Below are 24,083 nucleotides of genomic sequence, written 5' to 3' on the forward strand. Positions count from 1 at the left end.
CTCGCTGTAGCCGACAAGATCAAGGCAAGTAGTTTATGAAAACAATCGCAATTCGAGCCTTTATTTTTCTTCTCGCTATCACTATTGCCGGTTGCGGCTGGCATCTAAGAGGCGCCCCTAAGAATTTTCCTCCCGGTAGTACACTCTATATATCCACAGTAGACCCTCGCAGTGATATCGCAGATCAATTAACGCGACTGCTCAATAATGCGGGTGTGCCTATGGCGGAATCACCTGCAGAAGCTGACTATACACTCATCATTCACCAGGAAACCGAGAGAAAACTAACCGTAGCTGTAGACTCTGAAGGGCGAGCATCTGAATACGAATTAATTACCAGTGCAATCTATAGCGTACGCACAGCTTCAGGCCAAGTCCTCCTAAATAAAGCACAGGCAGACGTTTACCGCACCTTGGAGTGGGATGTCGATGAAATTGTCAGTAAAAGTGAAGAGGAAAATACCTTACGCGCGGAGATGCAGCGGGAGCTTATTGGGCGCATTATCGACCGCTTACGGCGTATCGATGTGAATGCTTCATTAGAAGAAAAGAGCTACTAGGTTAGTTTTATTAATGCGCGTTAACCCCCATCAATTATCGCAAAATCTAAAAAAGGGCCTATCGCCAATTTTTGTTATCACTGGTGATGAGCCCTTAATAGTACAAGAGTGCTGCGATTTAGTCCGCTCAACAGCGAAAAAGCACGGTTTCACCGAGAGAGAACTTATTCACGCAGAACATAATTTTGACTGGAGCACGCTGGTTGCTTCAGCCGGAAATATGTCTCTTTTTGCAGAAAAAAAACTCGTCGAGCTGCGTTTGCCTGGAGGTAAACCTGGGGATAAGGGCAGTAAAGCCCTGCAAGAGTTTGCCTCACTAGCAAGTGAAGATCTTTTGCTTTTACTGGTATTACCGAAACTTGATAGATCGCAACTCAACAGCAAGTGGGTCAAAGTCCTAGAACAATCGGGAGTGCTGGTTCAGGTATGGCCTGTGACGATTCAGGAAATGCCCCGTTGGATCAACCAGCGCCTTGCATCTGCAGGCCTCTCAGCCGAACCAGAAGCAATACAAATCCTGGCAGAAAGAGTAGAGGGCAACCTGCTTGCCGCAAGCCAGGAGATAGAAAAACTTAAGCTTTCCTGCCCCGGGCAAGAAATCACCCGGGAAATGATGGAACATAGTGTTACCAGCTCCGCCCGTTACAGTGTTTTTGACCTAATTGACACAGCACTCTCTGGCAACTCAGCCAAAGCAGTCAAAACACTCGACGGATTGAGGGTCGAAGGTATTGAACCACCCATTGTACTTTGGGCAATAGCAAGAGAAATTCGCACTCTTCTCGACATCATGGAAAAACTGGATCAAGGCCAACCTTTAGCGAGATTGGTTCGGCTGCAAAAGCGACAGCCATTGGTCCAAGGAGCCCTACACAGACTTAATAGGAAGCAGCTGGAAAGCTTATTAATTCGCGCTCGGGCTATAGATGTCTCTATCAAAGGTGGTAGTGGGCATCAATCTCCATGGACAGGGCTATTAGAGCTGATCCTCAACTTTTCTGGTCAACGGATAATCTAGTCACTTTTTGTTTACCTAAAACCACATTGACCTCATGAAAAACCGCCCCAAAAGGGCGGTTTTTTCTCATACCTGAAACTTTTCAAGATCAGTTCTGAGTGATGGTAGCCATATTGTTGGCGCCAACTTGCTCAATGCTAGCCATATTTAAGGTACTGGTCTGGTTAACAGTGGCAATGTTTTCATAGCCAGACTGACCAACGTGAGCGAAGTGCTCGGCGCCTGATTGAGCTACGGTTACCAGGTTATCAGCACCAAAATCTTGATGCACTTCAGCCAAGTTCAGCTCTCCAAACTGATCTACATCTACAATATTTGATACACCGGCACTATAACCATATGTCTCATTACTAATACCAGCCTGGTCAATGTTAACAAGATTCAAATCGCCATACTGACCGAAGTCGGCCACATTAGCATCACCAGTTTGAACAAGATTAGCGCTATTATCATTACCCACTTGATTCATAACACCATAATTGAAGGTTTCGTTCTGGCTGATATTAACAACGTTATTATCTCCAGATTGATAGCCCATTCCCGCATTTCCCAGGCCTTCTTGTAAGACATTAGCCGTATTATTAGCTCCGGCCTGTCCAACGTCTAATAGGTTGAAGTCGCCTCTTTGCATCAAATTAGCATTGTTGGCAGAACCATATTGATAGACTGACCCCACGTTGAAGTCACCTAGCTGACCGCCATAAAACCCATCGGTAGAAGAAAGAACTGCGCTGTTCCAAACACCGTTACTATCGCCTTCTTGGGTGCTGACAAAGTAGTTACCATCACCTTCTTGCTGTAGGAGTCCGGCGTTATCGCTACCCACTTGATACATGTCAGAGTAATTGAAATTAGACCCAAAGAACTGATCTACATGCAGCTGGTTTTCACTACCGATTTGAGCAATATGAGTCGTGTTATACGAACCTTCCCACTGATGAATTACACCGTTGTTTCCCTCACCATCTTGATAAGTAGTTGCCTCACTACCGACTTGGCCATATTCTTGGGTTGTTCTAGCTGAATTACGGTTGCCAATTTGTGTTTGGTCAATGTAGTTGTCATCAGCATTAGATTGAATGGCTCTGGCGTAGTTTGACTCGCCTTCCTGCCACTGGTACGCCGCATTATTGGTAGCTGCTGTCACCTGGATAACATTGGCATCATTGTCATTTCCAAGCTGCACCTGATCACCAAAGTTGTTATCAGCTAGTGCCTGGCTAGAGCCAACAACCAAAGCAATAGCAGCAGCAAGTGTAACTTTTTTCATCTATCAATCTCCCTCGGAATAAAATTATAAATACAAGTAAAAGAGTGCAGTGCTTTAATCGTACTGCACTAGTTGCACCGCATGGTCGTCACCGAACTGAGCGACATAACCAAACAATCCATCACCGTTTTGAATAATGTTTACGGAATTTCCGTAGCCAACCTGACTGATCAATGCCACGTTACCCACACCACTCTGTATCGCTGTAGCTTGGTTGTAGGCCCCAGACTGCGATATCGCAGCATAATTAGAATCGCCTGTTTGCTGCACTAATGCAGCATTGGATTCACCTCCTTGTATCAGGACGGCCTGGTTATAAAAACCGGACTGGGTAATCTCTGCAACGTTATAATCACCCGTTTGTGAAACCTGAGCCAAGTTGCCCGAAATTGAATCTTTTCTTAGTAAAAGAAGATCCAGGGCCCCCTGCCCCGCAGACAGTTCATCGTGGTTATCCAAATCAGAAGCCCAACACACCGAAAACGGTAAAACCAGGAACAGAAGTGTAATTACCGTTACTCGTTTCGCTGTAGCAATCACCAACCACCTCTCAATAAAGAACGGTTAACAACTAAAAAAACAACGAGAACAACTATAGATAAAAAAGAGAAATATTGAATCAGAAGAAAGATTATATTTAATAAAAAAGAATAAGAAGAATATAAGACTTTGGTATTAACTTAGACCACAAGCCCAAAACACACAAAATGCCAACGTAAACCCATTCCATCTAATTACACACAAAAACATTAAAGCTCACAAATAAAATTTGACAATTAACAAATAAAACTACTCCAGGCCAACCAAACAAATAGAAACATGTATTGAAAAATTTAATATTCTTTAAAAATTTATAATATTTTAACTGGAGTTGCTGCATATTCGCTAAGTACAGACATAGGGTATTGGCTATTATCTTCTAGCGCCCACAGGTTAGCATTGACCCCCTGTGAAATAAGGTGAATTACCGCTGACTCTATGGCCGAAAGAACACATAACTGAGTAGGATCATTAGTTGTCATACCTGCTTCTATTTCAAGCAATCGCTTATACTCAACAAAAGTGTAAACGTCTCCCTGAACCTGCCTCGACAAAATTTTCTTGCTAGTCAAAACACTACTCAACACCCGACCACTTCGCACATCTACTGCACGTAAATTAACGGTCACTTCATCGACACGATACTGCTCGGAAATACCAATACCAAAGTAACGGGCACCTGCTCCTCCAGTCTTAATATTGGTATCATAACCAACAATCCCACCTTCAAGCATAATGTTTGCTGACATTAGTGAAGGTAAATCGAACACAGGACTTGCAGGGCTATCCTGTTCTTTTATTGCGGCCCTAATTATTTTCCTTTCCGTCAATAGGTTCTGAAGACCCTCTCGCTCAAGCGTTACAAACCATCCAGATTCATTCAGAACCTGAACAAGCATGGCAGCAGCTCCCTGAGTAACCGCTGTCGAAAATGAACTGGAAGGCGCAGGCCGATACTGCCCAGTCTGATCACTAAAACCATAAACAGCTGCGACTATTTTTCCCCTGGGAGCAGGCAAGCTAACCAAATCAGAATAAGTGCTCATTCGGTCTGTCAGCGTTGCCTTTTGTTGACCGGGACCAAATAAAGCTTCTTTTACAGAGCTACACGCACTCAACCCAAAAATAACAGTAAACAACAATATTCTTAACAACATTGCACCACCCCACAAAAACCTAAGCCTATCGATAAAATTTTATTAATTGGTAGGATTGAGACCCACTACCACAATCTCAGATATTTCACCTGTAACAGCATCGGTTATCGTTATTGTTAGCTCACCATCAATATCAACAATATTTACAATGTAGTCATCAGTCACCAAAGTCCCGTCATTACCGTTCCCGACATCTGTCAACAACTGTGAAAGCAAGCGAGATTCTAGAGTGTCTGTAAATCTATCCAGGGAAGAAGAATCAGAATAGGGGGAATTCTTAGCATCAGGATCTTTCTTACTGTTCTGCGCGCTAGCATTATTCAACAAATAATTACCATTTAAAGGATTACCCCCGAATGATGGGTTAACTGGCGTATACACCAACTCCGTTGCAAACACAGAACAAGAAAAAATACAAATAGCTACCGCGCAAATATATTTCATTATATTTCATCCCCCGCCAAATCAATATTTTGAGATAACAGCTCCTGTAACCGCTGCTGACGTACATTATTATTTATTTGCGATGCTGCCTGCTCAACAACTGCACCGAACTTTCTTCGCCCAGGGTAAATAACCGTCTTAAAAACCTGCTTGCTATCGAAGGTCACCCAAACAACACTACCCCATCTAGCCGACGGCCTTTCATGCACTGTCAGATTGTAATCAAACCCAGTGAAATTAGTCGTGATATAAATAGAAAGAGATCTCGCAAACTCATGGCCGATACCACTTACCGTATTATCAATAACCAGTCCAGTAAGCAGAGACTCCTCTGAGATTTGCTCACCTGTTTCTTGGGCATAACTTTTGTATACGATACATGAAAGTGCAACTGTAAACACAGCTGCACTTATTAATAGTGATTTCATAATATTACAAGTTTTGACTGGCCCAGCTACTTGCTTCTAGGCGATTCTTACAGCCTATTTTTCTATAGATCTTATATAGATGGCTCTTAACAGTATGTTCACTGACACACAAGGCTTCAGCTATATTAGCGTTAGTATTACAGTCACAAATCAACTGCAAAATTTGCCGTTCCCGCTGAGTAAGATTTGATACTTTATCGCACCATTTTTTTGGCTTTCTATGCTGCCTAAGGAAGTTATGAAGCACATCTCTTGGGAACCAGTATTCCCCTGAGAATATCCTCCCTAACCTCTCCATAATGACTTTTGCTTCGCACTCAGAGGGTATTAATCCCAAGACTTTTTCCCAATGAAGAACAAAATCAATATCCGATTTCTGACCTACATTGATCAATACGATATTTGGTGGACTGGGCAGGGAGTGTATTTCCCTTAAGAGTAATTCAAGCTCTGAAGCAGAGACATCGGCACAATCAAGAAGGAGGTATTCAGCCTTAATGCCACTCAGCGAAGAAAGTGTCGAGCGCTGCAAAATAGCGCAAGTAGTCTTAAACTCATCCTCAATTCGCCCGGCAAATATTGAGGATTGTAGATTGACGCATGCGGTTAAAAAGGCAACTGTAATCCCTGTCTTTTCTGACTTAGGGCTAACAACCTTTAGCGGTGCATAATCCTTATGCAAATTCATCTGGGTTCCCCCAATGTGCAGTCCTTTTATGTTTAAGCCTGTTGCCAGGCTAACTATTTTTTAAGTTTCCGCGCTCATCTTATGCTGTGAGCTAAATCTATTCGATCAACCCAATGACTTCAACCGGTAGTGATCTAGATATCAAAAATTCAATCTTAAGTGTGCCAACTTGGTTCCTTCATACCATTTAGTAATACTAAGGTATCATAGAAAGGTGAACCGAAAAGAAAAATTCACATGCTTTGGTATAGATTCTCCCAGCAAACAAGAACTCATAAATATCAATTTTTTTATACTGGTCCACAGTATTATTAAATTTATTTTGATCAATTTGAGATAAAAAAAACCTTAGCTAAAATGAGGTGACAAACATCAAACTATTCAAGAGCTACAGTAGATAAACTGAAAAAATAGTATTCGATAGCAATTAAATATAAATTTCATTTCATTACCTTAAAACCATATTTGATCGAGTAAACATTACCCTCAAATCAAAACATACAGCCCTGTAAATAAAAGCAACAAAATAACTGACCACAATCAAACAGCTTAAATAGTAATCAAGGAAAGCTTGTTTTATGCTCATATTCAGCTATTTCTTGAATTATTACCTTTAATTAATTGGTAAAATTGTACAAAGTAAGTCGCTACACCAATTGAAATCTCAAGTCCTTTAGGTGAAGTTATGAACAGTCAAAACTATGTGCCAGATTACAAATCCACATATCAAGTTAGCAATCAGCCTCGTCCACTTACTGGTCATAACCTCTATATTGCTGATCAGGCGTTAAAGGAAGCCGTACATATTAATGGGGCCCATTGGGCTGAAGATGACCTGGAGCGGTATGGGGAGGTGTGTGGCAGGCCAGAAATGATTGAGCGAGGTTATGCCGCCAATGAATTTAAACCTATCTTCGAAAGTCACGATCGTTCCGGCCACCGCATTGATTTGGTTCGATATCATCCCTCTTATCACCAGTTAATGCAGCTGGCACTTTCAGAAGGTTTACACAGCTCTCCCTGGACCGACCCACGCGCAGGTGCCCACGTGGCCAGAGCTGCAAAAAATTACTTGCACACTCAGCTTGAAGCCGGTCACGGGTGTCCTATCACTATGACCTTCGCCTCAGTGCCCACTATCGAGCTAAACTCTGAAATCGCCATCGAATGGATACCCAAAATAACCAGCCGCACTTACGATGGAAGTAATCGCCCATATTTTGAGAAAAACTCATTGACGATCGGTATGGGCATGACCGAAAAACAAGGGGGCTCAGATGTCAGGGCAAATACCACCGCTGCAATTCCCCTCGCCGATGGAACCTATGAATTATTAGGGCACAAATGGTTTATGTCCGCCCCTATGTGCGATGCCTTTTTAATTCTTGCCCAGGCGCCCGGCGGCTTATCCTGCTTCTTGGTTCCAAGATGGAGGCCGGATGGTTCGAAGAACCAGCTGGAGATTCAACGCCTGAAGACAAAGTGTGGCAATGTTTCCAATGCTTCTTCAGAAGTTGAGATACGCGGCGCATTGGGCTGGCTAATCGGCGAAGAAGGGCGTGGGGTCAGCGCCATCATCAAGATGGTAGCGATTACGCGGTTTGATTGCATGATGGGCTCATCTGCAGGGCAGCGGCAAGCTGTTATCCAGGCAATTTACAACGCTAGTGAGCGCAAAGCATTTGGCAAAAAGCTGATTGATCAACCACTGATGCAAAATGTGCTTGCCGACCTTCAAATGGAGGTGGAAGGCTCAATTGCCTTTACCATGCGCATAGCCAGAGCAATGGATCAAGAGGGCAGCGAACACGAGAAGATGCTACTCAGGCTCGGGGCCGCGGTGGGAAAATACTGGATATGCAAACGCAGTCCCCATCACGCCTATGAGGCTATGGAGTGCCTGGGAGGCAATGGAGCTATTGAAAACTTTATTACGGCACGGCTGTACCGAGATGCTCCGATAAATGCAATCTGGGAGGGATCAGGGAATATTCAAGCGATGGACGTGTTACGTGCCATCACTAAAACTCCTGCAGTAATTAGCCACTGGTTTGATGAATTAAACATTAGTCGAGGCATAAACACACAATTTGATAAGGCAGTCGACAAGTTAAGAAACGACCTTTCCGACCTAAATCAATTTGAATACCGTGCACGTCATATTATTGATCAAATGGCCCTGACCATGCAGGCGCACCTTCTGCTACAGGGGAGTACCCCTTGTGTAACTGACGCCTTTATCAAATCAAGAATAGGAATTAACGGCACACACAATACTGGAAGCCTACCCACCGGGATTGATATCGCCACTATTCTGGAGCGGGGAAACCCTCTTATAACTTAAGATACGATAACAATCACTATCACGCCTATTTCAAGCTGATCACTACCAGGGTATAAGACTTCCATCCCATGACAGTAATCTTCCGGTGTCTGACGATGCCAGTTGACTCAAAACATCTACAATACGATTCGCGCTTAGTTCAGGGGTGTAGAGTTTATCTGGGGGCAAATTAGACTGAAAAGGCTTGGACAGTGAAGTATCTGTCGTACCTGGATGAATCGCTACCACACAACTTTCCTCCAGTTTCCGCGCCCACTCAATAGACAGATTCTTAACCAGCATATTTAATGCGGCCTTACTACACCGGTAGCTGTACCAGCCACCGAGTTGGTTATCCGTGATACTTCCCACCTTTGCCGAAAGCGACGCCCACAACAAAGGGCGTCTGCGCTTCAAGAATCCATCTAGTGCGCGCGCTAAATGTAAATGGGAAAGTACGTTGACCTGAATCGACTGCAATAGCCAGTGATCATCACATTGCGATAGGGACTTCTCCGGTCCGTGGAACTCATCATGTAAAATGCCACAGCAGTTGATTACCCAACCTGGAGGCTCAGAATGTTCGGCCAAAAAATTTTCAACAATATCGATGGACTCGGCTTGCTCTAGACAAACGGATAAATGGTGTCGCTCACCGACATGGCCAGGAATCATATCAACTGTGATTCGACTCAAGGTCAATAATGTAACTTGAGGGTAGCGCCGAATGATTTCGGCGCCAATGGCCTGCGCTATGCCACCGGAAGCACCGGCTATCAACACAGATTGTGGACTTTCGAGCATACCGGCCTCCATGCCGGATTGTGGAGTTTTACTATTTTCCTTTCTTTTTCTCTCCAGAAGACTGCACTTTCTCAGCTTTGCCCTTGGAGGCTTCCTTAACGACCCTTAGCATCGGCTCATCAGAGCGGAAAATAAGACCGTGAATTTCTGTCGTATTCTGCCCCTGAAGTAGCTGCTGCAAAAACTGTACTATTTGGGCTGAAATTTCCTGCCCCGGCACAAGGACCGGAATACCTGGCGGATAGGGAACAATTTCATCTGCACTGGTCCGACCAACCAGGTTCTCAATAGCTTCTGTGCCATTATCCATCAGCGGCAATTCTTCTGCTTCCGAAAAATAAGCATCTGCCGGTAGACATGTAAAACGGGTAAATTCTGGCAAACGCCTCGGCGACCCGATATGAATACGCTTGTGAGTATTTCCTGCCAATTGCTTAAGAGCATGAATCAAGCGAAGTAATTTGCTCTCTGTACTACCGAGGGTTACAAGTACAGTAATGGTATTGTAGGTGGTCTTTTCCACCTGGATGCCATACTGATCAAACAATTTAATCTGCATTTCATTGCCAGAGTAACCACTCTTGGAAATATCAATAGTCACCTTAGTGGAATCAAGGCGAATGTTATCACTGGCAAGTGGATCAGCAATCAAGTCATCACGTGTTAGCGCGCGGAACACACCTGTCTCATTGACGGCATTACGTAAAATTTCCACCATCTTTAGACATTGCTTCAAACGACCATACCCCTCCATCGCCATTTGTTTACGCGCCACATCTAGGCTCGCAATCATTGCGTACTGAGGACTGGTAGAGGCGTGCATATTCAGGTTTTCGCGAAAACGGAATTCATCAAAGTCCGGGTCTTGCACGTGGATCATACTGGCCTGGGAAAAGGCCGACAGCATTTTGTGGGTGCTTTGGGTCACATAATCCGCCCCACACTCCAGTGCTGTAGGCCGCAACTCGGGATGGAAGAAACCATGGGCAAACCAGGCTTCATCCACTAGCACTTTCACTCCACGCTCATGGGCGTAGTCGATAATTGGCTTAAGGTCGTAACGCAATCCATCATAGGTACAGGAGGTAATTACCAATAGGCGCGCATCACTGTGCTCATCCAGGGCAGCTTCAATATCCGAACGCTTTACCGGCCCGTAAATTCCAAATTCTGGATGCAGTACAGACTTCAGGTAAACCGGCTCACAGCGATTCATCACAATCGCATGGTGAACTGATTTATGACACGCTTGGTCAACGATAATTTTTCCGCCACCACCAAGAATTTGCTGAATAACCACTTTATTTGCGGTAGAGGTGCCGTTGGTCAGGAAAAAGGTATGGCGAGCTCCAAAAGCCTGAGCTGCTAGATCCTGCGCCTCCTGAATAACCGAGTGGGGCTCGAGTAAACTATCTAAAACTTGAACAGAAACAGACAAGTCTGTATTGAAGATATGTTCACCCATAAAGCGATAAAAATCCCCCACCCAGGGACTATTGCGCAAACTGTCACCACCAGAATGGCCAGGTGTATGCCACGCATCCCGAGCTGAGAATACGTATTCTTTCAGAGTGTCGGCAAAAGGAGTCGAAGCTCTTCGAGCAATAAACGCCTGCACCAAGCGGAACATATGGTTGAAATTGCCCTCACGACGATCGAACAACTCATCGAAGCGGCGACGCAAATTTGCCAGGGATTTTGAACCGGATTTGCCCGGCTTGGAGGTTGTTCCAGCAAAATCACTGTGGGCTACGAGGAAGATATTAAGCTGGGAACGCAAAGCGTGAATTCGGTCAGCGATGTCATCTGCAGCATCCATCCCCTGCCCGTCACTGCCACCATCGACAATGACCGCTTGCAGTGAATCCTCTTCTTTTGCCAACCTTTCAGCATCTGCGGGCGTTACGGCTTCAAAGTGAAGGCCAAAAGGATTGTCGTGTACTGCTGCCGTATTATTGAGAGCGGTAATCCACTCATTGGCCAATTTGCTATCAGAACTGACCAGAGCGACCCGGCACTCTAATTCAAGGCTGTTTTCGTTTAGGTTGCCCAACTCAGGCATCTTCAATTCCAAACCCATAATTCTTATCCATCAGCATAGCTTGCAGGTGAGTACAACTTGCTGTATCAATTATTCAACTATTTGATTTTATTAACTTTTATAAGGCCCCCGCGAGTTGCGGTGGCTCTGGAATTCCAGGGCAATAAACACCAGGGGGCAAATACTAATGTAGGAGGGAGGGGAATTCTGCGACTACATTGCATTTGGCGATTTTCGCCAAATGTACCCAGGCATACCAGATCTATTGCCAAGGAAGATAATAAAGTTAGAACTTTGCGCTACGCACAATACCATTAAACGTGAGGCAATCCTCGACCCTGTGACGTTGTACCAGGGATAATTGGTGAAGCGGAAAGTAAGCCCATTGGGAATGTTCATCAGAGAGAATGTAGTCACCCTCTTTAATAAAATGGGCTCGAAAAATAAAAACATGTGAATTGAAAGCGTTGTGGTAGTAGATGCCACTGAGATACTCTATTCGCACTTCTCGTCCAAGCTCCTCATGGCACTCCCGCACCAATGCCTCATGGGCAGTTTCACCCGGGTCTAATGCTCCGCCAGGCAAGCCCCAGCTACGCTCAGCATAAGTCGCTTTCAGCTGCAGTACTTCTCCGCCAGTATTCGTGATTACCGCATGGGCACTCAATCGGTAACTATCATCAAAGGCCATGAACAAACCTTGATAACAAGTCAGGTTAAGAAGGGAAAAACGAGAGCCTATTCATTGCGAGTACGCCCTCGTCGTTAAGGTTAAAACCCCTGGGCTAATACAAATCCAAATCCTAAAGTTTGCACTGATTCATCATAATCAAGGAGGCTCTCGCCGTAACCATTGAAATAGCGGATATATCCATCGACGCGTTTCCCGAGAGGGAAGCCCCAGGTCAGCTCCACTGCACCACGATTATCTGAGCGCAAATTGTTACGTAACATCAGTGAAACCGTGTGATCCCCATCGCGGTATCGCCCACCTAGTTCAAAATGCCCCAGGTAGTGCTCAATATCCGGATTATCATCATCATCCTTATCTTCAGGGACCCTGTACCAGGGCTTTAGGCTGATTGAATAATTATCCCGCTCAAAAACAAAATTGGCGTAAATTCTATTCCAGCTGCGGGAATAGGGTTCACTGCGCCCATTTGACTGGTGGTTAATCGCCACCTGATTAGCTACATTATTCCAGCCAAATAGGCTCCAATCATTGAGCCAACTCAGAATCAATTCCGGCTCGTGATTTGTTTCACGAAAGGGAGAGGAGTTATCAGAGTTGTATGCCTGCCAAAAGCTACGATTTGTATAGGCGACACTCAGTACAGAAGCCTGCCCCAAAAAACCCCGCCAAATAGGCACTTGCACAGAGAGCTGGAACTGTACTTCGACGTTATCCAAATCCTCAGCTTTATCTGGTCCTTCAATATCTGCCACCCCTCCCTCTTCAGGGGCTGGGTTGTAGACCATTGGCAGCACGTAGTTAGTTTTATGGGAAGCTAAAGTAAAGGGGTTATTGGCGGCATCCCTGATAGCCTGAGCTCTGCCCCCTAACAATACTTCATCTGTCGGAAGGTCTTCCTCATACTCGTCGACAATAAAGTCTGCTATCACCGGATCTTCTTCAAGGGTCAGTTCAGCTCTAACTCTTTCAGCGCAGATACGTCGAATTTCCCTTATCGTGACATCGGCATCCGAAACAAGTATTTGCTCGTTCAAGCAGCGCTTATGGTGGGTCTGCAGGTTTTCTCCCGCATCCATAGAAAAAGTTGATTCTGGCGCCTCTTCAGCTAAAGCTGTTGGCAACTGTGCAACTAACCCAACAGAAGAAAGTAATGTGAGCCCGGCAAAAACCCTTCTTCGATAGTAGGACAAAACGCTTTCCCCCAGTCATTTATTGCAATCGTGATGCAAGCTTACACTGGAGAGGATTACAAGTCCCACTACATAATTTTGCGATTATCGTGACAAGATAGCCAATCAGGCTAGCGAAGCTCTAATTTCAGCTTAGATAGAACAGAAAACTAAATAGTGACAGGAATAGAAACAGGAATCTCCATTTAAGCCTATTTGTGTGACCAATAGTGGTTATAAAGTTTCCTCAAGCTGGACTAAAGTAGTCCTTTTAAGCTCGACGACCACTCCAAGTCCCTCAGCCGAACCTGCCACAGGCGGCCAGTACTAGATGGCCAATCGTACCCCACTAACAGGCTCCGACTATCAACATAGCAATGGGCATCTCTTTCAGCTTCATCGCCCTGGTAAATGTAAGCAATAATATCGGAACCCAGTTCCTGAGCCTTCTGGCTCGAAACATCCCCCGCCATTGATCTTGCCGTGCGATGGCTCACCCTAGGAGAGAGCAACTTACCTCGCTGAGATGGATCGACGATATCAGGGGACACAACTTCCAGGCCATTTTCATGTTGTACCAACCTCGACAAGACAGGCCCCATAAAAACCCGCATCAGTGGAAACAAAAGCCGCTCGTCCCCTTCTATATTGAGTTGCTGAGGGCCATTGGGACCTGTCCAGCTGGCTTGAATGTCATCACCTATCGCAGGACTTTTTCCCTCCTCTGGAATTAACTTGTAGTGGGCGCTCACCTCATCAACTTCATCTCGCCAATGCACAACACACTCACTCACTAGCCCCCCTTCCAAAAGAGCAAATACTTCGATCCCAAACCCCTGGTCCCCGACTAAGCGCCGACTGACAAGCGAGCGTCGCCCCTGCTCATCATTCCCTAACTGCCAACTATCTTGCACAGGCATTTCCCTGCCATCACAACTATAGTGATAGCGCCCCTGAGCCAAAGTTGAATTCAATCGCATCGCAGGTTCCCTCCTTGCTCACCGTGCACTAGACCGGTGGTCCAGTACCCAAAAAGTATTGCACACGGAATGAGTCTGACCTCGTTTTTCGCGCCTCCTTTAATTTAAATTTTAAAATCGCAATATTTGACCTCAGAACTTATAAATAGCTCGATACGATAAAATTTCCCCTGTACTTTTAATATGAGCTATCTAATTGGGGCAACGGGAAATTTTCTAGGCCAGAACACTAATAATGTATATCCCTCGCTAACCTGCATGCCCAAAACAATTTCAACACCCTACAAAGTAAAATCACAACAACAAAAATACCCTAGTTAACCCTGAGAATGTGGCCTATATTTAACTATCGGGTAATTCGATGTCTGTAAAAGTGCTTACATATTCCTCTTTTATTCTTGTTCATCAAAATTTAAACTCACTGTCTTTAGTGAGATCATTTCAAAGCAGCGCTATTCACATTGAGTTCTACATAAGATCGCGGCTTACCCGCTGTAAAACTCATGGAATTTAGTTTTAAAAGAAATGACATTCAATACCCGAATCAAGGATGATGATCCTCTATGCCAACTTTCGCTTACCAATCAATAAATTCGAACGCTAGCACCAATTGCGGAATTGGTGCGTCCAATAGCCAATATTTCACCCGTATGACGCATAATCATCAGGCATCTAACCAGGACCGCTGGCACCTGGTTATGCCAACTGCAGATGGATTAAGGCCACAAATTCCAATCCATGGCCCGGCCCAACTAGTGGCACAGGCGCCACAAGGGTTTATGGGTAAAAATCAGCATAGCGATGCCCAGTTTTTGAACATGATAGAAGGGAAGGCCCGCCAGACACATCAACATCTGTATCGCTCGCTGGGTCAAACCTGTGATTTATTGGTGTACGGAGAAATGGATGGTAGCAATAGTGAATGGAGTTCTATGCAACAGCATGCAGGAAATCTAGTCGGCTCAAACACAACAGGAAAAGCCTGTAACAGTTTTAGTATTCATGCGGCCAATACCACCCAGCACACAATCCTCGGTTCAGGCATGGGTTGGACTGCAGTGAGATCAGGCAATATCAATGTCGTTTTTGTACACGTTCCCAATAGTATTGCCAAAAAACAAAGTGATGCAATCTCCTTCTATCGCTTTATCAACAACCAGGTGATACACGGAGGTTATGGCACCATTGATCTTGTGATGGGCGATACCAATCAAGGGACTGATAGCTTCACCGAAGATGTTCTTAGCAGGGCCACTGGGTCGACCTTTTCTGACGCACATAGTAGCGCTAGCATACGGCCTTCAGATTCTTATGAACGCAGTTTTTCGGGCACAAACAGCACCGCGAGTAAGAAGTATGATGTGGCGATTTACAACACAAGTACAATTCGTGTTAATCAAGTAGGTTATCTCTCACAGAGTACCCCAGTTGCAGTGAACGATGCGAGCATGTCAGCAGCGGTAACTGACCATATGGGAATCTTTATAAGTGTCACCAAGTAAGCAAGGCTTTTTACGACTTGGATATGGGGAATTAAACAATCAGTGGTTGAATTAAAGTACTCAACCACTGATTAGCTAAAGAATTAGGCTACAGCAGCCTCTTGAACCTTCTTGGGAGTAATCCAATTCATATAGTTGCTTGACTGCTGGTTGTTGTATACCAGATCACTGTGCAAATCATTAACAACCTGTGCAGCCCTCCAGGCAGAGAGGCTTAGCTGTGGCTCTGCAATACCATGGCTAAAGCGTCCAGTCCCCAAAAAATAGAGCCGACGATCACTTTCATCACCATTTAATTGGGTTGCAAAAGCGTCATCCAGAAGTATACGTCCCTCCCCATCTCTGGCTATACGATCCTGTAGGGGCGCAATACAAGGAGGCAGTGCTTCACATAGCCCTGTGCACAGAATGACAATATCCGCGTCTAACCACTCTTGCCCATTTGCTCCACCAACTAGATGATTTTGCAGTTGAATTCGATAGCTGCCACAACTAGACATATCCACCATTTCACGATTGGGCATTAGCACCACACGATTCGTGTCACCATCAAGGTGTACCAATCGATAAAAAAGCTGGTACAGCTCTTTTAAAGTATCCGGTGAAATCCCATCCGAGGCTAGCTTCTGCTCCGCCACGACTTCTTCCCTACGGTGCTGGGATAGCTGACGGAACACATCTACATATTCAGGTGTAAACCAGTCATTAGTAAATGGGGTTTCATCCAAGGGGAGATAATTACTCCGACGGGAAACCCAGGTGATTTGTTCCGGTTTTCCCCACTCTTTATTAAGTAGGTTGATAACCACCTCAGCTCCAGTCTGGCCACCTCCTATTACAGCAACCCGTTTACCATGGACATCAGGATTGCGCAAAACAATTTCCAAGGCGTGGAAACAGGATTCAGATAGTTGAGAACGACAAAACTCTGGAATATTGGGTTTCTTACCACCTGCAACACAGATATTTTTCGCTTTGACTATTTCTTGACCTTGAGAACCGTGGACATCCAGTTCAAAATAGCTTCCCTTATCTAAGACACTTTGCACTCGGCTCCCCATTTCTACTGAACTTAAACGCTTTGCAGCCCACGCCAAATAATCAGCAAATTCTCTGCGGGTAACCGTGCGTTGCTCGGCATGTAAAAAATCGTAGAAACGCTTTTTCTCGACAAGATATGCCAGGAAACTATATGGATTAGTTGGATCGACCGGTGTTACCAGGTCTTTTAAATAAGAGGTTTGCATCATGGCTCCGGGCAACATCAATCCCGGATGCCATGAAAATTCCGCTTTTGCTTCAAAAAAACGGTGGGTTAGAGACTTATCCCACATCAGGGAGGCAACAGCTAGGTTAAACGGACCGGCGCCAATACCAGCTAGATCTAATATATTACTCATCATTATACCTCGACGGGGGAAATTGTATGATTTTTTGATTCGTCTTTAGTTGGCTTCTGTTCTGATAACCAAAGGGGGTTCTCCAGATCACCTCCAACTATAGGCACCGGCCTTTCAGCACTATCATCATAACCTTGAGATAACCGCACCCGGTTAATACAAACTCTCTCTATATGGGCTCGAAAAACATCAAAACACTGAAAACGCTCAGCCATTTTCGCGTTTTCTTTCATAACTTTTTTCTGATAAGAACGTAAAACTTGAGCCAATACACTGTAAAATTTAGTCTCAGAAAAATTAAGCTCCAACATCAACTGGGATGAAAGATAACGCAAGACCGTCACAAAATGTCCAGTAAAAAGATCATGAATAATGTAATTTGGAGGCAACTGATCCAACACAGCCAAAGCCGAGGATGGAATATCACTCCGTTCAGGAAAATCTCCTTTCGCGAGACGTAAATCACCCTGAAAATCCTTTAACAGAACACGAGTTACTCGGTCTTCCTTTAGTACCAAAGTTAAGTTTTGAGAATGTGCAACTAAACCAATTCCGTAGCGGCTAAGCAGGTGGTACAAGGGCACAACTGTTGAATCAAAAAGATATTCCAACCACTTTTCAATCGAAAGTCCCGAGCTATCAATTAATGCGGCTGCAATGGATTTCCCACTGGAATCTTTCTGCAATAGCGCAGCCATTAAAAGGTGGCGCTCACCCTCTGAACAATGACTTGCAGGACTTTGGCGCCAAGTCGCCCCTAGCATCTCTCGGTATCGGTAAGGTGTCCCTTTTACCTGTTCGTGATGGAAATGAGGAACATGTAATCCAGCAACTTCCTGAAGAATACCCGTACCGCGAGCCGATAAATTTTCATCTCTATCACAGAGCTCCTGCATCCACTGTGATAAAGACGGCCCACATTGCATGTATTTTCCGGGAATTCCACGGTAGCACGAAGTATTTAACACTGTTAAAGGTAATTTAACATGCAAGGCTTGTGGGCGAGACCTATTAGAGAAAGTACGCAACGAGACTTGTGGCAAGTACTCATCACCGAACTCACCCAATAAAATGATATCCCCGCGACTTAGTAGCTGCGCATAATGCTGACGAATATGGTGCTGCCACTGCCATGGATGAACTGGCAGCGGAATAAACTCCTGCCAGTTTATCTTTTTATCCCGGCAGATAGCTTCCAATGACTGCATTTGATTAGTGGAGAGGCTTTCCTCAAGTAACTGCTGCCAATTCCAATCCTCACTATGTCCATTGACAGTCAGATCACGCCGAACTGCCAACCATAAGAAGCGCACATATTCACCCGATTCAGTGCCATAGGCCTTGAACTCTTGCGCGCCCCAGCCAATACGCCCCTTATTGACAATCGCTTTCGGATGCCCATCTAAATAGCACTGTAATTGCTCATCGGTAAACTTGGCCATAGTTTCCGCTGCTTGATCTTCACGTTTTTCAAGTATGGCCACATCGCTAGCGATGGTATTCGCCAATTCATGCAATAAATTACCCAGTGTGCTGGCAGTTATTTTCAGATCTTCAGCAGCATCAATAAAGAACTGAGCTGCATCGTCAGCAACTAATTCTTCATCACCTTGATTTCTTTGAATTGTATCCTCATCAATTTGAAGCCAATCCCAGATAGTCAAACGCGCAGTAAATTCATAACTCACCCCAGACTTGAGCTTAACAACGTAAGATTTATCTAGCTCTTGACGGGCGCTCAAAGCTTGCTCATAGCAGAGTTCAGATAAAGACTTGGCAAGTATTTTCCGATTAGCCTGCTCCCAATAATAACTTTGGCTCATATCTCCCCCATACTCTCAAAGAATTCATCTCTGTCGCAGGTAACCAACGCAGCTCGTTTATGCGGAAAATCAAATTCTTTTATTTTTTTCCAACCAAAAGTTCCATCGATGTACTTTAATAGTGGCCCGTTATCAGCTCTTGGCTCTCCAACCAAAGTCTGAGTTCGACAGTCATCTAGAAACATAAAATGAGATACTGCATTAAACCAAGCTTGAGCATAGCGTCTACCCAAAAAACGACTGTTGCCCACCAGCATATGGGCTCCACGATCAAAGGGTTGGCAGTTGTAGTAAGGGGCTATACGATCCTCAAGTGCCCAGTAAACCTCAAAATAAGCAAAGGGCACATCATCGAAGCAGGCGATTAGTGGGTATTTATGAGGGTCTTGAATAACATCTTGGATAAATTTCCGTTGTTTATCCATTCCCCCTTCCTCTTCCCAAAACTTCGCTACACGCCCCATGTTCATCCAGCTTGTAAAAAGCTCAAGATCGCTATCTGGATCCAAGTGACGAAGACTAAGGTCCATTTCCAGGGAATAAAAGTGACGACGATATACTTCCCCCTCCACAGGTTTTGCTCGAAGTGGATGCTTTACGCCTTGCTCATTTTCCACCCATTTTAGGGGAAAATTCCCACCATTATTGCCTCGATACCAAAGGTCCTTACGCTGATAGAAATCAGATTTGAGTATTTCATTTATCTTTTTTCCACCTAAACTAATTATTTCAACAAGCTTAATATCTCCGTGAGTGCCAAACACCCAATCCAACCAATTATTTAATCCGGTTGATTCAGCCTCATGACTAGAAATATGTACCTGTGCAAAATCACTAGTTATTCTGTGCCGCACTTTAAAAAAATTATCTAACTCCAACTGACACTGGTAACCCTCAATATCAAGTGTCCACAGCCGTCCATCAGGTAATGCACCTTTTTTGATGCCTTGTTTTTCAGAAACAATCTCTGCGTTATTCATCATTCGATCCTTATTGCTCTACAAGGGCCGAGCTACCAGGCTCTGCGGCAAAAAGCTTGTCAGCTATCTTCAGTGGGTTATCCATTGAGTGGTAAATTGATAAGGGGTCTTCACTCGTTGTTTCGTTCATACCAATAACTGCACATTGAAAGTTACCCTTTGACCAGATCTGAGCAGATTGGAGTAAATATTCTAAACAGCTACGATCTCGTCGCTGACCGTCATAAAGAAGCTGCAAGCGTTCACGAAGTTCACTTAACAAAGCACTTTCGCTTACAAGTCCGGCAGCAGCGATGGCGGAAATTAGTCCAAAACAACTATTCACAATAAGGTAATAGGCGAATAGACGATTAGCCATTTCCTCATTAATAACATTTTCACTATTTTGAGCAAGATTTGGTAAATAGGGCTTCAATAGCTCTTCACCGAGATGACTATAACCGCTACCTTGACAGTCGCGGAAATAACCAGCGATAGGCATGGAACCATCAAAACGCAAAATTAAGTTTTGTTGATGAGCCCCAAATAAAATTCCAAAATCAGCTTGAGCAATTAACAGTGGCTCTATCACCGCATCGAGAAAAGCATTAAACCATCGTTTTGCAGCAATGGCAGAAGATAGGTTTTGTTCCATTGCCAACTGAGAGATAAGTTGAGCTGCGCGACAGAAATCAGCGTCTGGATGGTCTTGAGTTAAAGTTGCCAACAAACAGGTGTTTTGTGCTGCCTCACCGATGAATGGGTTCTCACGGAACATCACCAAACTCTCGATCACCGGGTTTCCTGACTCATCCGCTAACATCAAGTAGGCGGGTTCAGCTAAAACCTGGAAATTTGGGTAACGGCGTGCAAAGTCTTGCCCAATTGGCGTGTCTCGTACTTTCAAGACCTCCAGTCCCCTCACCATCTCCTTCGGCTGCAGGGTGCGCACCGAGTTAGTCAGGCGCAAGCTGAGAGAAAACTTCAACATATAGGGGCTCTCAGCGCTGTACACTGCACGCAAAGATGACGTCGCCCGCCAAGCGCCTGAGCCAACACCCAGCTCAACAACACTGCCAGTTGAAAGTAATTTGGCAATTCTTTGGTCACTCTGTAATTGACGCCACTGCCAAGGGTGAGCGGGTACAGCTACAAAGCCCTCCGGCGGCAGGGGAGCACCATCAGTTACTCGCACCAAACCCGCTAGCTGATCTTCTGAGATTCGCGCTCCGCTAGCACCAGATAAAAACTTGGGATCTACCCCTAACCACATCAGAGAAAAGCTGTTGCCAAATTCCGGCGCAAAGCACTCAGCATCTTGATCGGTAAAGGGTTCCCTACTCTTTGGGGTAGGGTGAATAGAGTGACCACAGAGTAGAGCTTGTTCTGACTCACCAAAAGACAACACATCACCAAACAAACGCTCCATATCTTTGTTGCGCGTCTGTAGGGCTTGGGTCATATTGCGAACGCTAGATTGCACACGCTCCACAAATACCTGTCGTGATTCTTCTCCAGCGCCGGGGAAAAAAGCTGACTCGTCGGCGATCAAACGGGCACACTCAGCCATTGATACTTCTTGGCTTTTCCCGGAGGTCTGCCGCCAAACCATTGGCAGCTCAAATTGATGCCTGCCACACTCGCTTCGGTAGATTAGATTGAGCCAAAGCTCAGCGCCAGTGCTCGGTAATGGCACACAAACTGCGGGAACCCTTATGCCTTGGGGGAGTGACACACCGCTCTGCTCGTACCATTGACCACATTCGGTCTCACGCAATAGCGCATTAAAAAAGCAATTAGCCGACAACCTTTCGCCGGCACATTTGACCTTTTGATCTTCTACAGTCATATTGACCAACTGTTCAGAGGTGGTCAGGCTCAATCCTTGAGCATCAGAAGCTCCTGCGGAGACGCCCGGCAAAGTCCCGTCGAGATCTGGATTATTCATGAGTAAGGTTCTTTTACAGAATTGTAATGCGAATGATTTGTATTTTTATTATCATGTCGTGAAATTTGGTACACATCAAGCTTTTTAATAGGGAAATTATTCGGCTGAGAACCATTGTTTAGGACAAATTTGACAATTGTCCCTAGTTTTATCCCTCTGGAGCCCGAATGCGGAAATCCCTTCACTTCCAAAAAATAAACTGGATTGTTGCGAGCCAGGGTGCGGCCCAGGTCATATTGCTGACCCAGATTCCATTAATCATCGAGTATTGCGGGCTGGATTTAGCCACTCTCGGCGCACTAGTTGCAGTCAGTACTTTTTGCCTGATGATTGCGGGCCCAATCTGGGGAGAGCTAGGCGATAAAATTGGACGGAAGCCAATTCTGCTAGCTGGGCTCAGTGGGGCACTACTATCCCAGATCCTGTTCGTTGCCCTGCTCGTCGCCCTGGCTCAAGGGTACTTGGAAACAGATACAGCGCTTGTGGCCCTGGTTGCCAGCAGAATCCTTTATGGATTAAACGCCGCCGCAATTTTTCCTTGCTGCCAAGCTTGGGCCCTAGAGCTGGGAGAGAAAAACCAACAACTGTCAATTCTCTCAGGGATCAGCGCTGCTGCAAATTTAGGGCGAGGATTAGGCCCCTTACTTGCCTTACCGACCCTTCTAGTGGGTAGTCTTTGGCCCTTACTTTGGCTGGTCCTCCTGCCCTTTTCCGCCCTAACCTTAACGCTTTTTTTACCTCGAGTTCCGGGCTGCACAATAGCTGAAAAGAAAGTCGAAAAAACTCACTTTCCCACTACAACTATTGGGCTTTTCGCGATAGCACTGCTGGGCACAGTAAGCATCGGGCAGCTACAAGTTGTTATGGGGCCAGTACTACAAGACTTATACGGATTAAGTGCATTGGAGGCATCATCGACAACCGCCATTCTTCTTGCTGCTGTCGCCATTTGCGGATTCTTTGTCCAGATGCTGTTAGTTAGAAAAATAGCGCGCCCACTAATCAGCTTTGTAATTGGGGTTCTGTGTATATGCCTGGGCACTACATCACTATCACTCGCTCTAGGCAGCTCCCTTGCGGTGCTAGGCTTGATTCTATTTGTTATTGGTATCGCCTTCTTAGTCCCTGGCTACAGTGCCCTATTAAGTCAAGGGCAACAGCGCAACGGCCGCTTGTTTGGCCTTTTGTCACTGATGCATACCGGAGGCTACACAGTTGGCTTTGCAATGGGCGGATGGCTCTACGAAAAAAGCCCTTCGCAACCTCTGGCAGGGATGCTACTTAGTGTTAGCCTAATTGCAGTTCTCACATTAATCAGCCTGGCCATTTCTTGGAAAAAAGCGCCTAAAGTGAGCGCAACCTAACTCCTGGGAAGGTAGCTCAGCAATTACCTGACTAAACGGGTAATTGCTGTCTGAGTGGGGGATCCGAGTGCTCACCCTACAAAGTTAAAGGTAGCGCTGCCAAAACTCAGCTTGCCCCTGTTCTTCATCCAATGTGTATGGCTTAAAGCCGGTCTTAAGATAAGCCGCCTGAGCAGTATAATTTTTTTGCAGAACTTCCAGGGTAAGTTTGCAACAGCCCCTCTTTTTTGCCTCTTTCGCCAGAAAGTCGAGCATGGCAGTGCACACCCCCAGACTTCGAGCAGTTTCACTGACAATAACATCGTGGATATTAACCAGCGGCTTACATAAAAAAGTAGAAAAGCCAGTAAAGCAATTAATGAGCCCTACCGCACGCTCCCCTCGATAAGCAAGAACACTAAAAGCCCCAGGAAAATCTCTTAATGCCGGCAATAAACTAGAGCGGCAGTGATCACTTAGAGACTCACCACCGCCAAATGGATCTCGGGCATATTCATCCATCAAAGCCAAGATATCACTTGCATGTTGCGAGTCGTCGTAATTCGCCAAATCAATCTTTAATGCGGTACCAGCTTCACAATCTGATAAAACCATAAATATTTTTTCCTACCTCCGCAATTACAGCGAAAAAATGCCTTTACAGGCGCCTGATAAGTAAGAGCTGTTGGAGAGCATACCAAAATAATGACCTGTAGCGATCCCAGGGAAAAATAGTAAACTCAATCGGTAAGCTCTGCATTCGCTGTTTCTAAAGTCTCTTTAAAATCAACTTTGTCATCACTCACAAAGTACTGTAAGTAACTGCGTAACCGGGTTCGTCTCGCCAATAACTGGCGCACCCTGAGGCGATGTCGACCTGCCGTCTTAGAGTGTCGAGTAACTCTTTGCCGCCTGCCGGGGACTGAGCTTTTTTTTCTTCCCATGATCCTGAAATCCTTATTAGACCAAGTTTGAGCCGTTAGTCACATTTA

Annotated in this window: 22 protein-coding genes; 5 read left to right on the forward strand and 17 right to left on the reverse strand. The window is 45.2% G+C overall.

What is annotated here, in order from left to right:
- Positions 1-35: 35 nt before the first annotated feature.
- Positions 36-560: an LPS-assembly lipoprotein LptE gene (locus ACJJIQ_RS15480; protein WP_444896284.1), complete on the forward strand. Its 525-nt coding sequence runs from the start codon at positions 36-38 to the stop codon at positions 558-560.
- 13 nt (positions 561-573) lie between these two features.
- A complete protein-coding gene (holA, locus tag ACJJIQ_RS15485; protein WP_445362368.1) occupies positions 574-1,578 on the forward strand; it encodes a DNA polymerase III subunit delta in 1,005 nt (334 codons plus the stop codon).
- A gap of 88 nt (positions 1,579-1,666) precedes the next feature.
- Here holA and ACJJIQ_RS15490 read toward each other — a convergent pair whose 3' ends face one another.
- From ACJJIQ_RS15490 to ACJJIQ_RS15515, 6 genes are all read right to left on the reverse strand, one after another.
- The gene (locus ACJJIQ_RS15490) at positions 1,667-2,848 is read right to left on the reverse strand and encodes a hypothetical protein (RefSeq protein ID WP_444896282.1); all 1,182 of its coding nucleotides are present in this window, start codon (positions 2,846-2,848) and stop codon (positions 1,667-1,669) included.
- Between the two features lie 54 nt (positions 2,849-2,902).
- Positions 2,903-3,388 carry a hypothetical protein gene (locus ACJJIQ_RS15495; RefSeq protein ID WP_445362369.1) on the reverse strand — a complete coding sequence of 162 codons (486 nt, stop codon included), beginning with the start codon at positions 3,386-3,388 and terminating at the stop codon, positions 2,903-2,905.
- A gap of 311 nt (positions 3,389-3,699) precedes the next feature.
- On the reverse strand, positions 3,700-4,545 hold the full coding sequence (locus tag ACJJIQ_RS15500) for a CsgG/HfaB family protein (RefSeq protein ID WP_444896280.1): 846 nt from the start codon (positions 4,543-4,545) through the stop codon (positions 3,700-3,702).
- Positions 4,546-4,587: 42 nt separating this feature from the next.
- Positions 4,588-4,989 (reverse strand): curli assembly protein CsgF, encoded by a 402-nt coding sequence (locus ACJJIQ_RS15505; protein ID WP_444896279.1) that lies wholly within the window; start codon positions 4,987-4,989, stop codon positions 4,588-4,590.
- Positions 4,989-5,417, reverse strand: a complete 429-nt coding sequence (locus ACJJIQ_RS15510) for a CsgE family curli-type amyloid fiber assembly protein (protein ID WP_444896278.1) — start codon at positions 5,415-5,417, stop codon at positions 4,989-4,991. Before ACJJIQ_RS15510 ends, ACJJIQ_RS15505 begins: the two co-directional genes overlap by 1 nt.
- A 4-nt stretch (positions 5,418-5,421) precedes the next feature.
- The gene (locus ACJJIQ_RS15515; protein WP_444896277.1) at positions 5,422-6,105 is read right to left on the reverse strand and encodes a helix-turn-helix transcriptional regulator; all 684 of its coding nucleotides are present in this window, start codon (positions 6,103-6,105) and stop codon (positions 5,422-5,424) included.
- A 685-nt stretch (positions 6,106-6,790) separates the two neighbouring features.
- On the opposite strand from ACJJIQ_RS15515, the gene ACJJIQ_RS15520 reads away from it, so the two are divergent.
- Positions 6,791-8,449, forward strand: a complete 1,659-nt coding sequence (locus ACJJIQ_RS15520) for an acyl-CoA dehydrogenase family protein (RefSeq protein ID WP_445362370.1) — start codon at positions 6,791-6,793, stop codon at positions 8,447-8,449.
- A 42-nt stretch (positions 8,450-8,491) separates the two neighbouring features.
- Here ACJJIQ_RS15520 and ACJJIQ_RS15525 read toward each other — a convergent pair whose 3' ends face one another.
- From ACJJIQ_RS15525 to ACJJIQ_RS15545, 5 genes are all read right to left on the reverse strand, one after another.
- Complete coding sequence (locus ACJJIQ_RS15525) at positions 8,492-9,232, reverse strand: SDR family NAD(P)-dependent oxidoreductase (protein ID WP_445362371.1); 741 nt, start codon at positions 9,230-9,232, stop codon at positions 8,492-8,494.
- A 31-nt stretch (positions 9,233-9,263) separates the two neighbouring features.
- Positions 9,264-11,312, reverse strand: coding sequence for an aminotransferase class I/II-fold pyridoxal phosphate-dependent enzyme (locus ACJJIQ_RS15530; protein WP_445362372.1), 2,049 nt, complete (start codon positions 11,310-11,312; stop codon positions 9,264-9,266).
- Positions 11,313-11,559: 247 nt separating this feature from the next.
- Positions 11,560-11,964: an NUDIX hydrolase gene (locus tag ACJJIQ_RS15535; protein WP_445355808.1), complete on the reverse strand. Its 405-nt coding sequence runs from the start codon at positions 11,962-11,964 to the stop codon at positions 11,560-11,562.
- 80 nt (positions 11,965-12,044) lie between these two features.
- A complete protein-coding gene (locus ACJJIQ_RS15540; protein ID WP_445355807.1) occupies positions 12,045-13,157 on the reverse strand; it encodes a phospholipase A in 1,113 nt (370 codons plus the stop codon).
- 236 nt (positions 13,158-13,393) lie between these two features.
- Positions 13,394-14,116, reverse strand: coding sequence for a hypothetical protein (locus tag ACJJIQ_RS15545; protein ID WP_444896271.1), 723 nt, complete (start codon positions 14,114-14,116; stop codon positions 13,394-13,396).
- 563 nt (positions 14,117-14,679) lie between these two features.
- On the opposite strand from ACJJIQ_RS15545, the gene ACJJIQ_RS15550 reads away from it, so the two are divergent.
- Positions 14,680-15,618, forward strand: a complete 939-nt coding sequence (locus ACJJIQ_RS15550; RefSeq protein ID WP_445362373.1) for a hypothetical protein — start codon at positions 14,680-14,682, stop codon at positions 15,616-15,618.
- 83 nt (positions 15,619-15,701) lie between these two features.
- On the opposite strand, the gene ACJJIQ_RS15555 is transcribed toward ACJJIQ_RS15550, so the two are convergent.
- Genes ACJJIQ_RS15555 through ACJJIQ_RS15570 form a run of 4 tightly spaced genes read right to left on the reverse strand, consistent with a single transcriptional unit; the run spans position 15,702 to position 21,748 of the window.
- Positions 15,702-17,018 carry a lysine N(6)-hydroxylase/L-ornithine N(5)-oxygenase family protein gene (locus ACJJIQ_RS15555; RefSeq protein ID WP_445362374.1) on the reverse strand — a complete coding sequence of 439 codons (1,317 nt, stop codon included), beginning with the start codon at positions 17,016-17,018 and terminating at the stop codon, positions 15,702-15,704.
- 2 nt (positions 17,019-17,020) lie between these two features.
- A complete protein-coding gene (locus tag ACJJIQ_RS15560) occupies positions 17,021-18,841 on the reverse strand; it encodes an IucA/IucC family protein (protein WP_445362375.1) in 1,821 nt (606 codons plus the stop codon).
- On the reverse strand, positions 18,838-19,821 hold the full coding sequence (locus ACJJIQ_RS15565) for a GNAT family N-acetyltransferase (protein ID WP_445362376.1): 984 nt from the start codon (positions 19,819-19,821) through the stop codon (positions 18,838-18,840). The genes ACJJIQ_RS15560 and ACJJIQ_RS15565 overlap by 4 nt, the downstream gene beginning before the upstream one ends.
- A 10-nt stretch (positions 19,822-19,831) precedes the next feature.
- Positions 19,832-21,748 carry an IucA/IucC family protein gene (locus ACJJIQ_RS15570; protein ID WP_445362377.1) on the reverse strand — a complete coding sequence of 639 codons (1,917 nt, stop codon included), beginning with the start codon at positions 21,746-21,748 and terminating at the stop codon, positions 19,832-19,834.
- Between the two features lie 167 nt (positions 21,749-21,915).
- Here ACJJIQ_RS15570 and ACJJIQ_RS15575 point away from each other — a divergent pair, with 167 nt between their 5' ends.
- On the forward strand, positions 21,916-23,112 hold the full coding sequence (locus ACJJIQ_RS15575; RefSeq protein WP_445362378.1) for an MFS transporter: 1,197 nt from the start codon (positions 21,916-21,918) through the stop codon (positions 23,110-23,112).
- Between the two features lie 84 nt (positions 23,113-23,196).
- Here ACJJIQ_RS15575 and ACJJIQ_RS15580 read toward each other — a convergent pair whose 3' ends face one another.
- Together ACJJIQ_RS15580 and ACJJIQ_RS15585 are read right to left on the reverse strand one after the other, a co-directional pair.
- Positions 23,197-23,706, reverse strand: a complete 510-nt coding sequence (locus ACJJIQ_RS15580) for a GNAT family N-acetyltransferase (protein WP_444896264.1) — start codon at positions 23,704-23,706, stop codon at positions 23,197-23,199.
- A 125-nt stretch (positions 23,707-23,831) separates the two neighbouring features.
- Complete coding sequence (locus ACJJIQ_RS15585; protein WP_444896263.1) at positions 23,832-24,035, reverse strand: hypothetical protein; 204 nt, start codon at positions 24,033-24,035, stop codon at positions 23,832-23,834.
- Positions 24,036-24,083: the final 48 nt, after the last annotated feature.

Source organism: Microbulbifer maximicatervae (SeqCode), from assembly GCF_052468295.1.

Excerpts from the sequence above, each read along its gene's own strand:
- ACJJIQ_RS15525 (WP_445362371.1), bottom strand. The coding sequence starts at position 9,232 with ATGCTCGAAAGTCCACAATCTGTGTTGATAGCCGGTGCTTCCGGTGGC.
- ACJJIQ_RS15565 (WP_445362376.1), bottom strand. The coding sequence starts at position 19,821 with ATGAATAACGCAGAGATTGTTTCTGAAAAACAAGGCATCAAAAAAGGT.
- ACJJIQ_RS15510 (WP_444896278.1), bottom strand. The coding sequence starts at position 5,417 with ATGAAATCACTATTAATAAGTGCAGCTGTGTTTACAGTTGCACTTTCA.
- ACJJIQ_RS15545 (WP_444896271.1), bottom strand. The coding sequence starts at position 14,116 with ATGCGATTGAATTCAACTTTGGCTCAGGGGCGCTATCACTATAGTTGT.
- ACJJIQ_RS15550 (WP_445362373.1), top strand. The coding sequence starts at position 14,680 with ATGCCAACTTTCGCTTACCAATCAATAAATTCGAACGCTAGCACCAAT.
- ACJJIQ_RS15515 (WP_444896277.1), bottom strand. The coding sequence starts at position 6,105 with ATGAATTTGCATAAGGATTATGCACCGCTAAAGGTTGTTAGCCCTAAG.
- ACJJIQ_RS15585 (WP_444896263.1), bottom strand. The coding sequence starts at position 24,035 with ATGGGAAGAAAAAAAAGCTCAGTCCCCGGCAGGCGGCAAAGAGTTACT.
- ACJJIQ_RS15530 (WP_445362372.1), bottom strand. The coding sequence starts at position 11,312 with ATGGGTTTGGAATTGAAGATGCCTGAGTTGGGCAACCTAAACGAAAAC.
- holA (WP_445362368.1), top strand. The coding sequence starts at position 574 with ATGCGCGTTAACCCCCATCAATTATCGCAAAATCTAAAAAAGGGCCTA.
- ACJJIQ_RS15575 (WP_445362378.1), top strand. The coding sequence starts at position 21,916 with ATGCGGAAATCCCTTCACTTCCAAAAAATAAACTGGATTGTTGCGAGC.
- ACJJIQ_RS15535 (WP_445355808.1), bottom strand. The coding sequence starts at position 11,964 with ATGGCCTTTGATGATAGTTACCGATTGAGTGCCCATGCGGTAATCACG.
- ACJJIQ_RS15500 (WP_444896280.1), bottom strand. The coding sequence starts at position 4,545 with ATGTTGTTAAGAATATTGTTGTTTACTGTTATTTTTGGGTTGAGTGCG.
- ACJJIQ_RS15580 (WP_444896264.1), bottom strand. The coding sequence starts at position 23,706 with ATGGTTTTATCAGATTGTGAAGCTGGTACCGCATTAAAGATTGATTTG.
- ACJJIQ_RS15560 (WP_445362375.1), bottom strand. The coding sequence starts at position 18,841 with ATGAGCCAAAGTTATTATTGGGAGCAGGCTAATCGGAAAATACTTGCC.
- ACJJIQ_RS15570 (WP_445362377.1), bottom strand. The coding sequence starts at position 21,748 with ATGAATAATCCAGATCTCGACGGGACTTTGCCGGGCGTCTCCGCAGGA.
- ACJJIQ_RS15555 (WP_445362374.1), bottom strand. The coding sequence starts at position 17,018 with ATGAGTAATATATTAGATCTAGCTGGTATTGGCGCCGGTCCGTTTAAC.
- ACJJIQ_RS15520 (WP_445362370.1), top strand. The coding sequence starts at position 6,791 with ATGAACAGTCAAAACTATGTGCCAGATTACAAATCCACATATCAAGTT.
- ACJJIQ_RS15505 (WP_444896279.1), bottom strand. The coding sequence starts at position 4,989 with ATGAAATATATTTGCGCGGTAGCTATTTGTATTTTTTCTTGTTCTGTG.
- ACJJIQ_RS15480 (WP_444896284.1), top strand. The coding sequence starts at position 36 with ATGAAAACAATCGCAATTCGAGCCTTTATTTTTCTTCTCGCTATCACT.
- ACJJIQ_RS15490 (WP_444896282.1), bottom strand. The coding sequence starts at position 2,848 with ATGAAAAAAGTTACACTTGCTGCTGCTATTGCTTTGGTTGTTGGCTCT.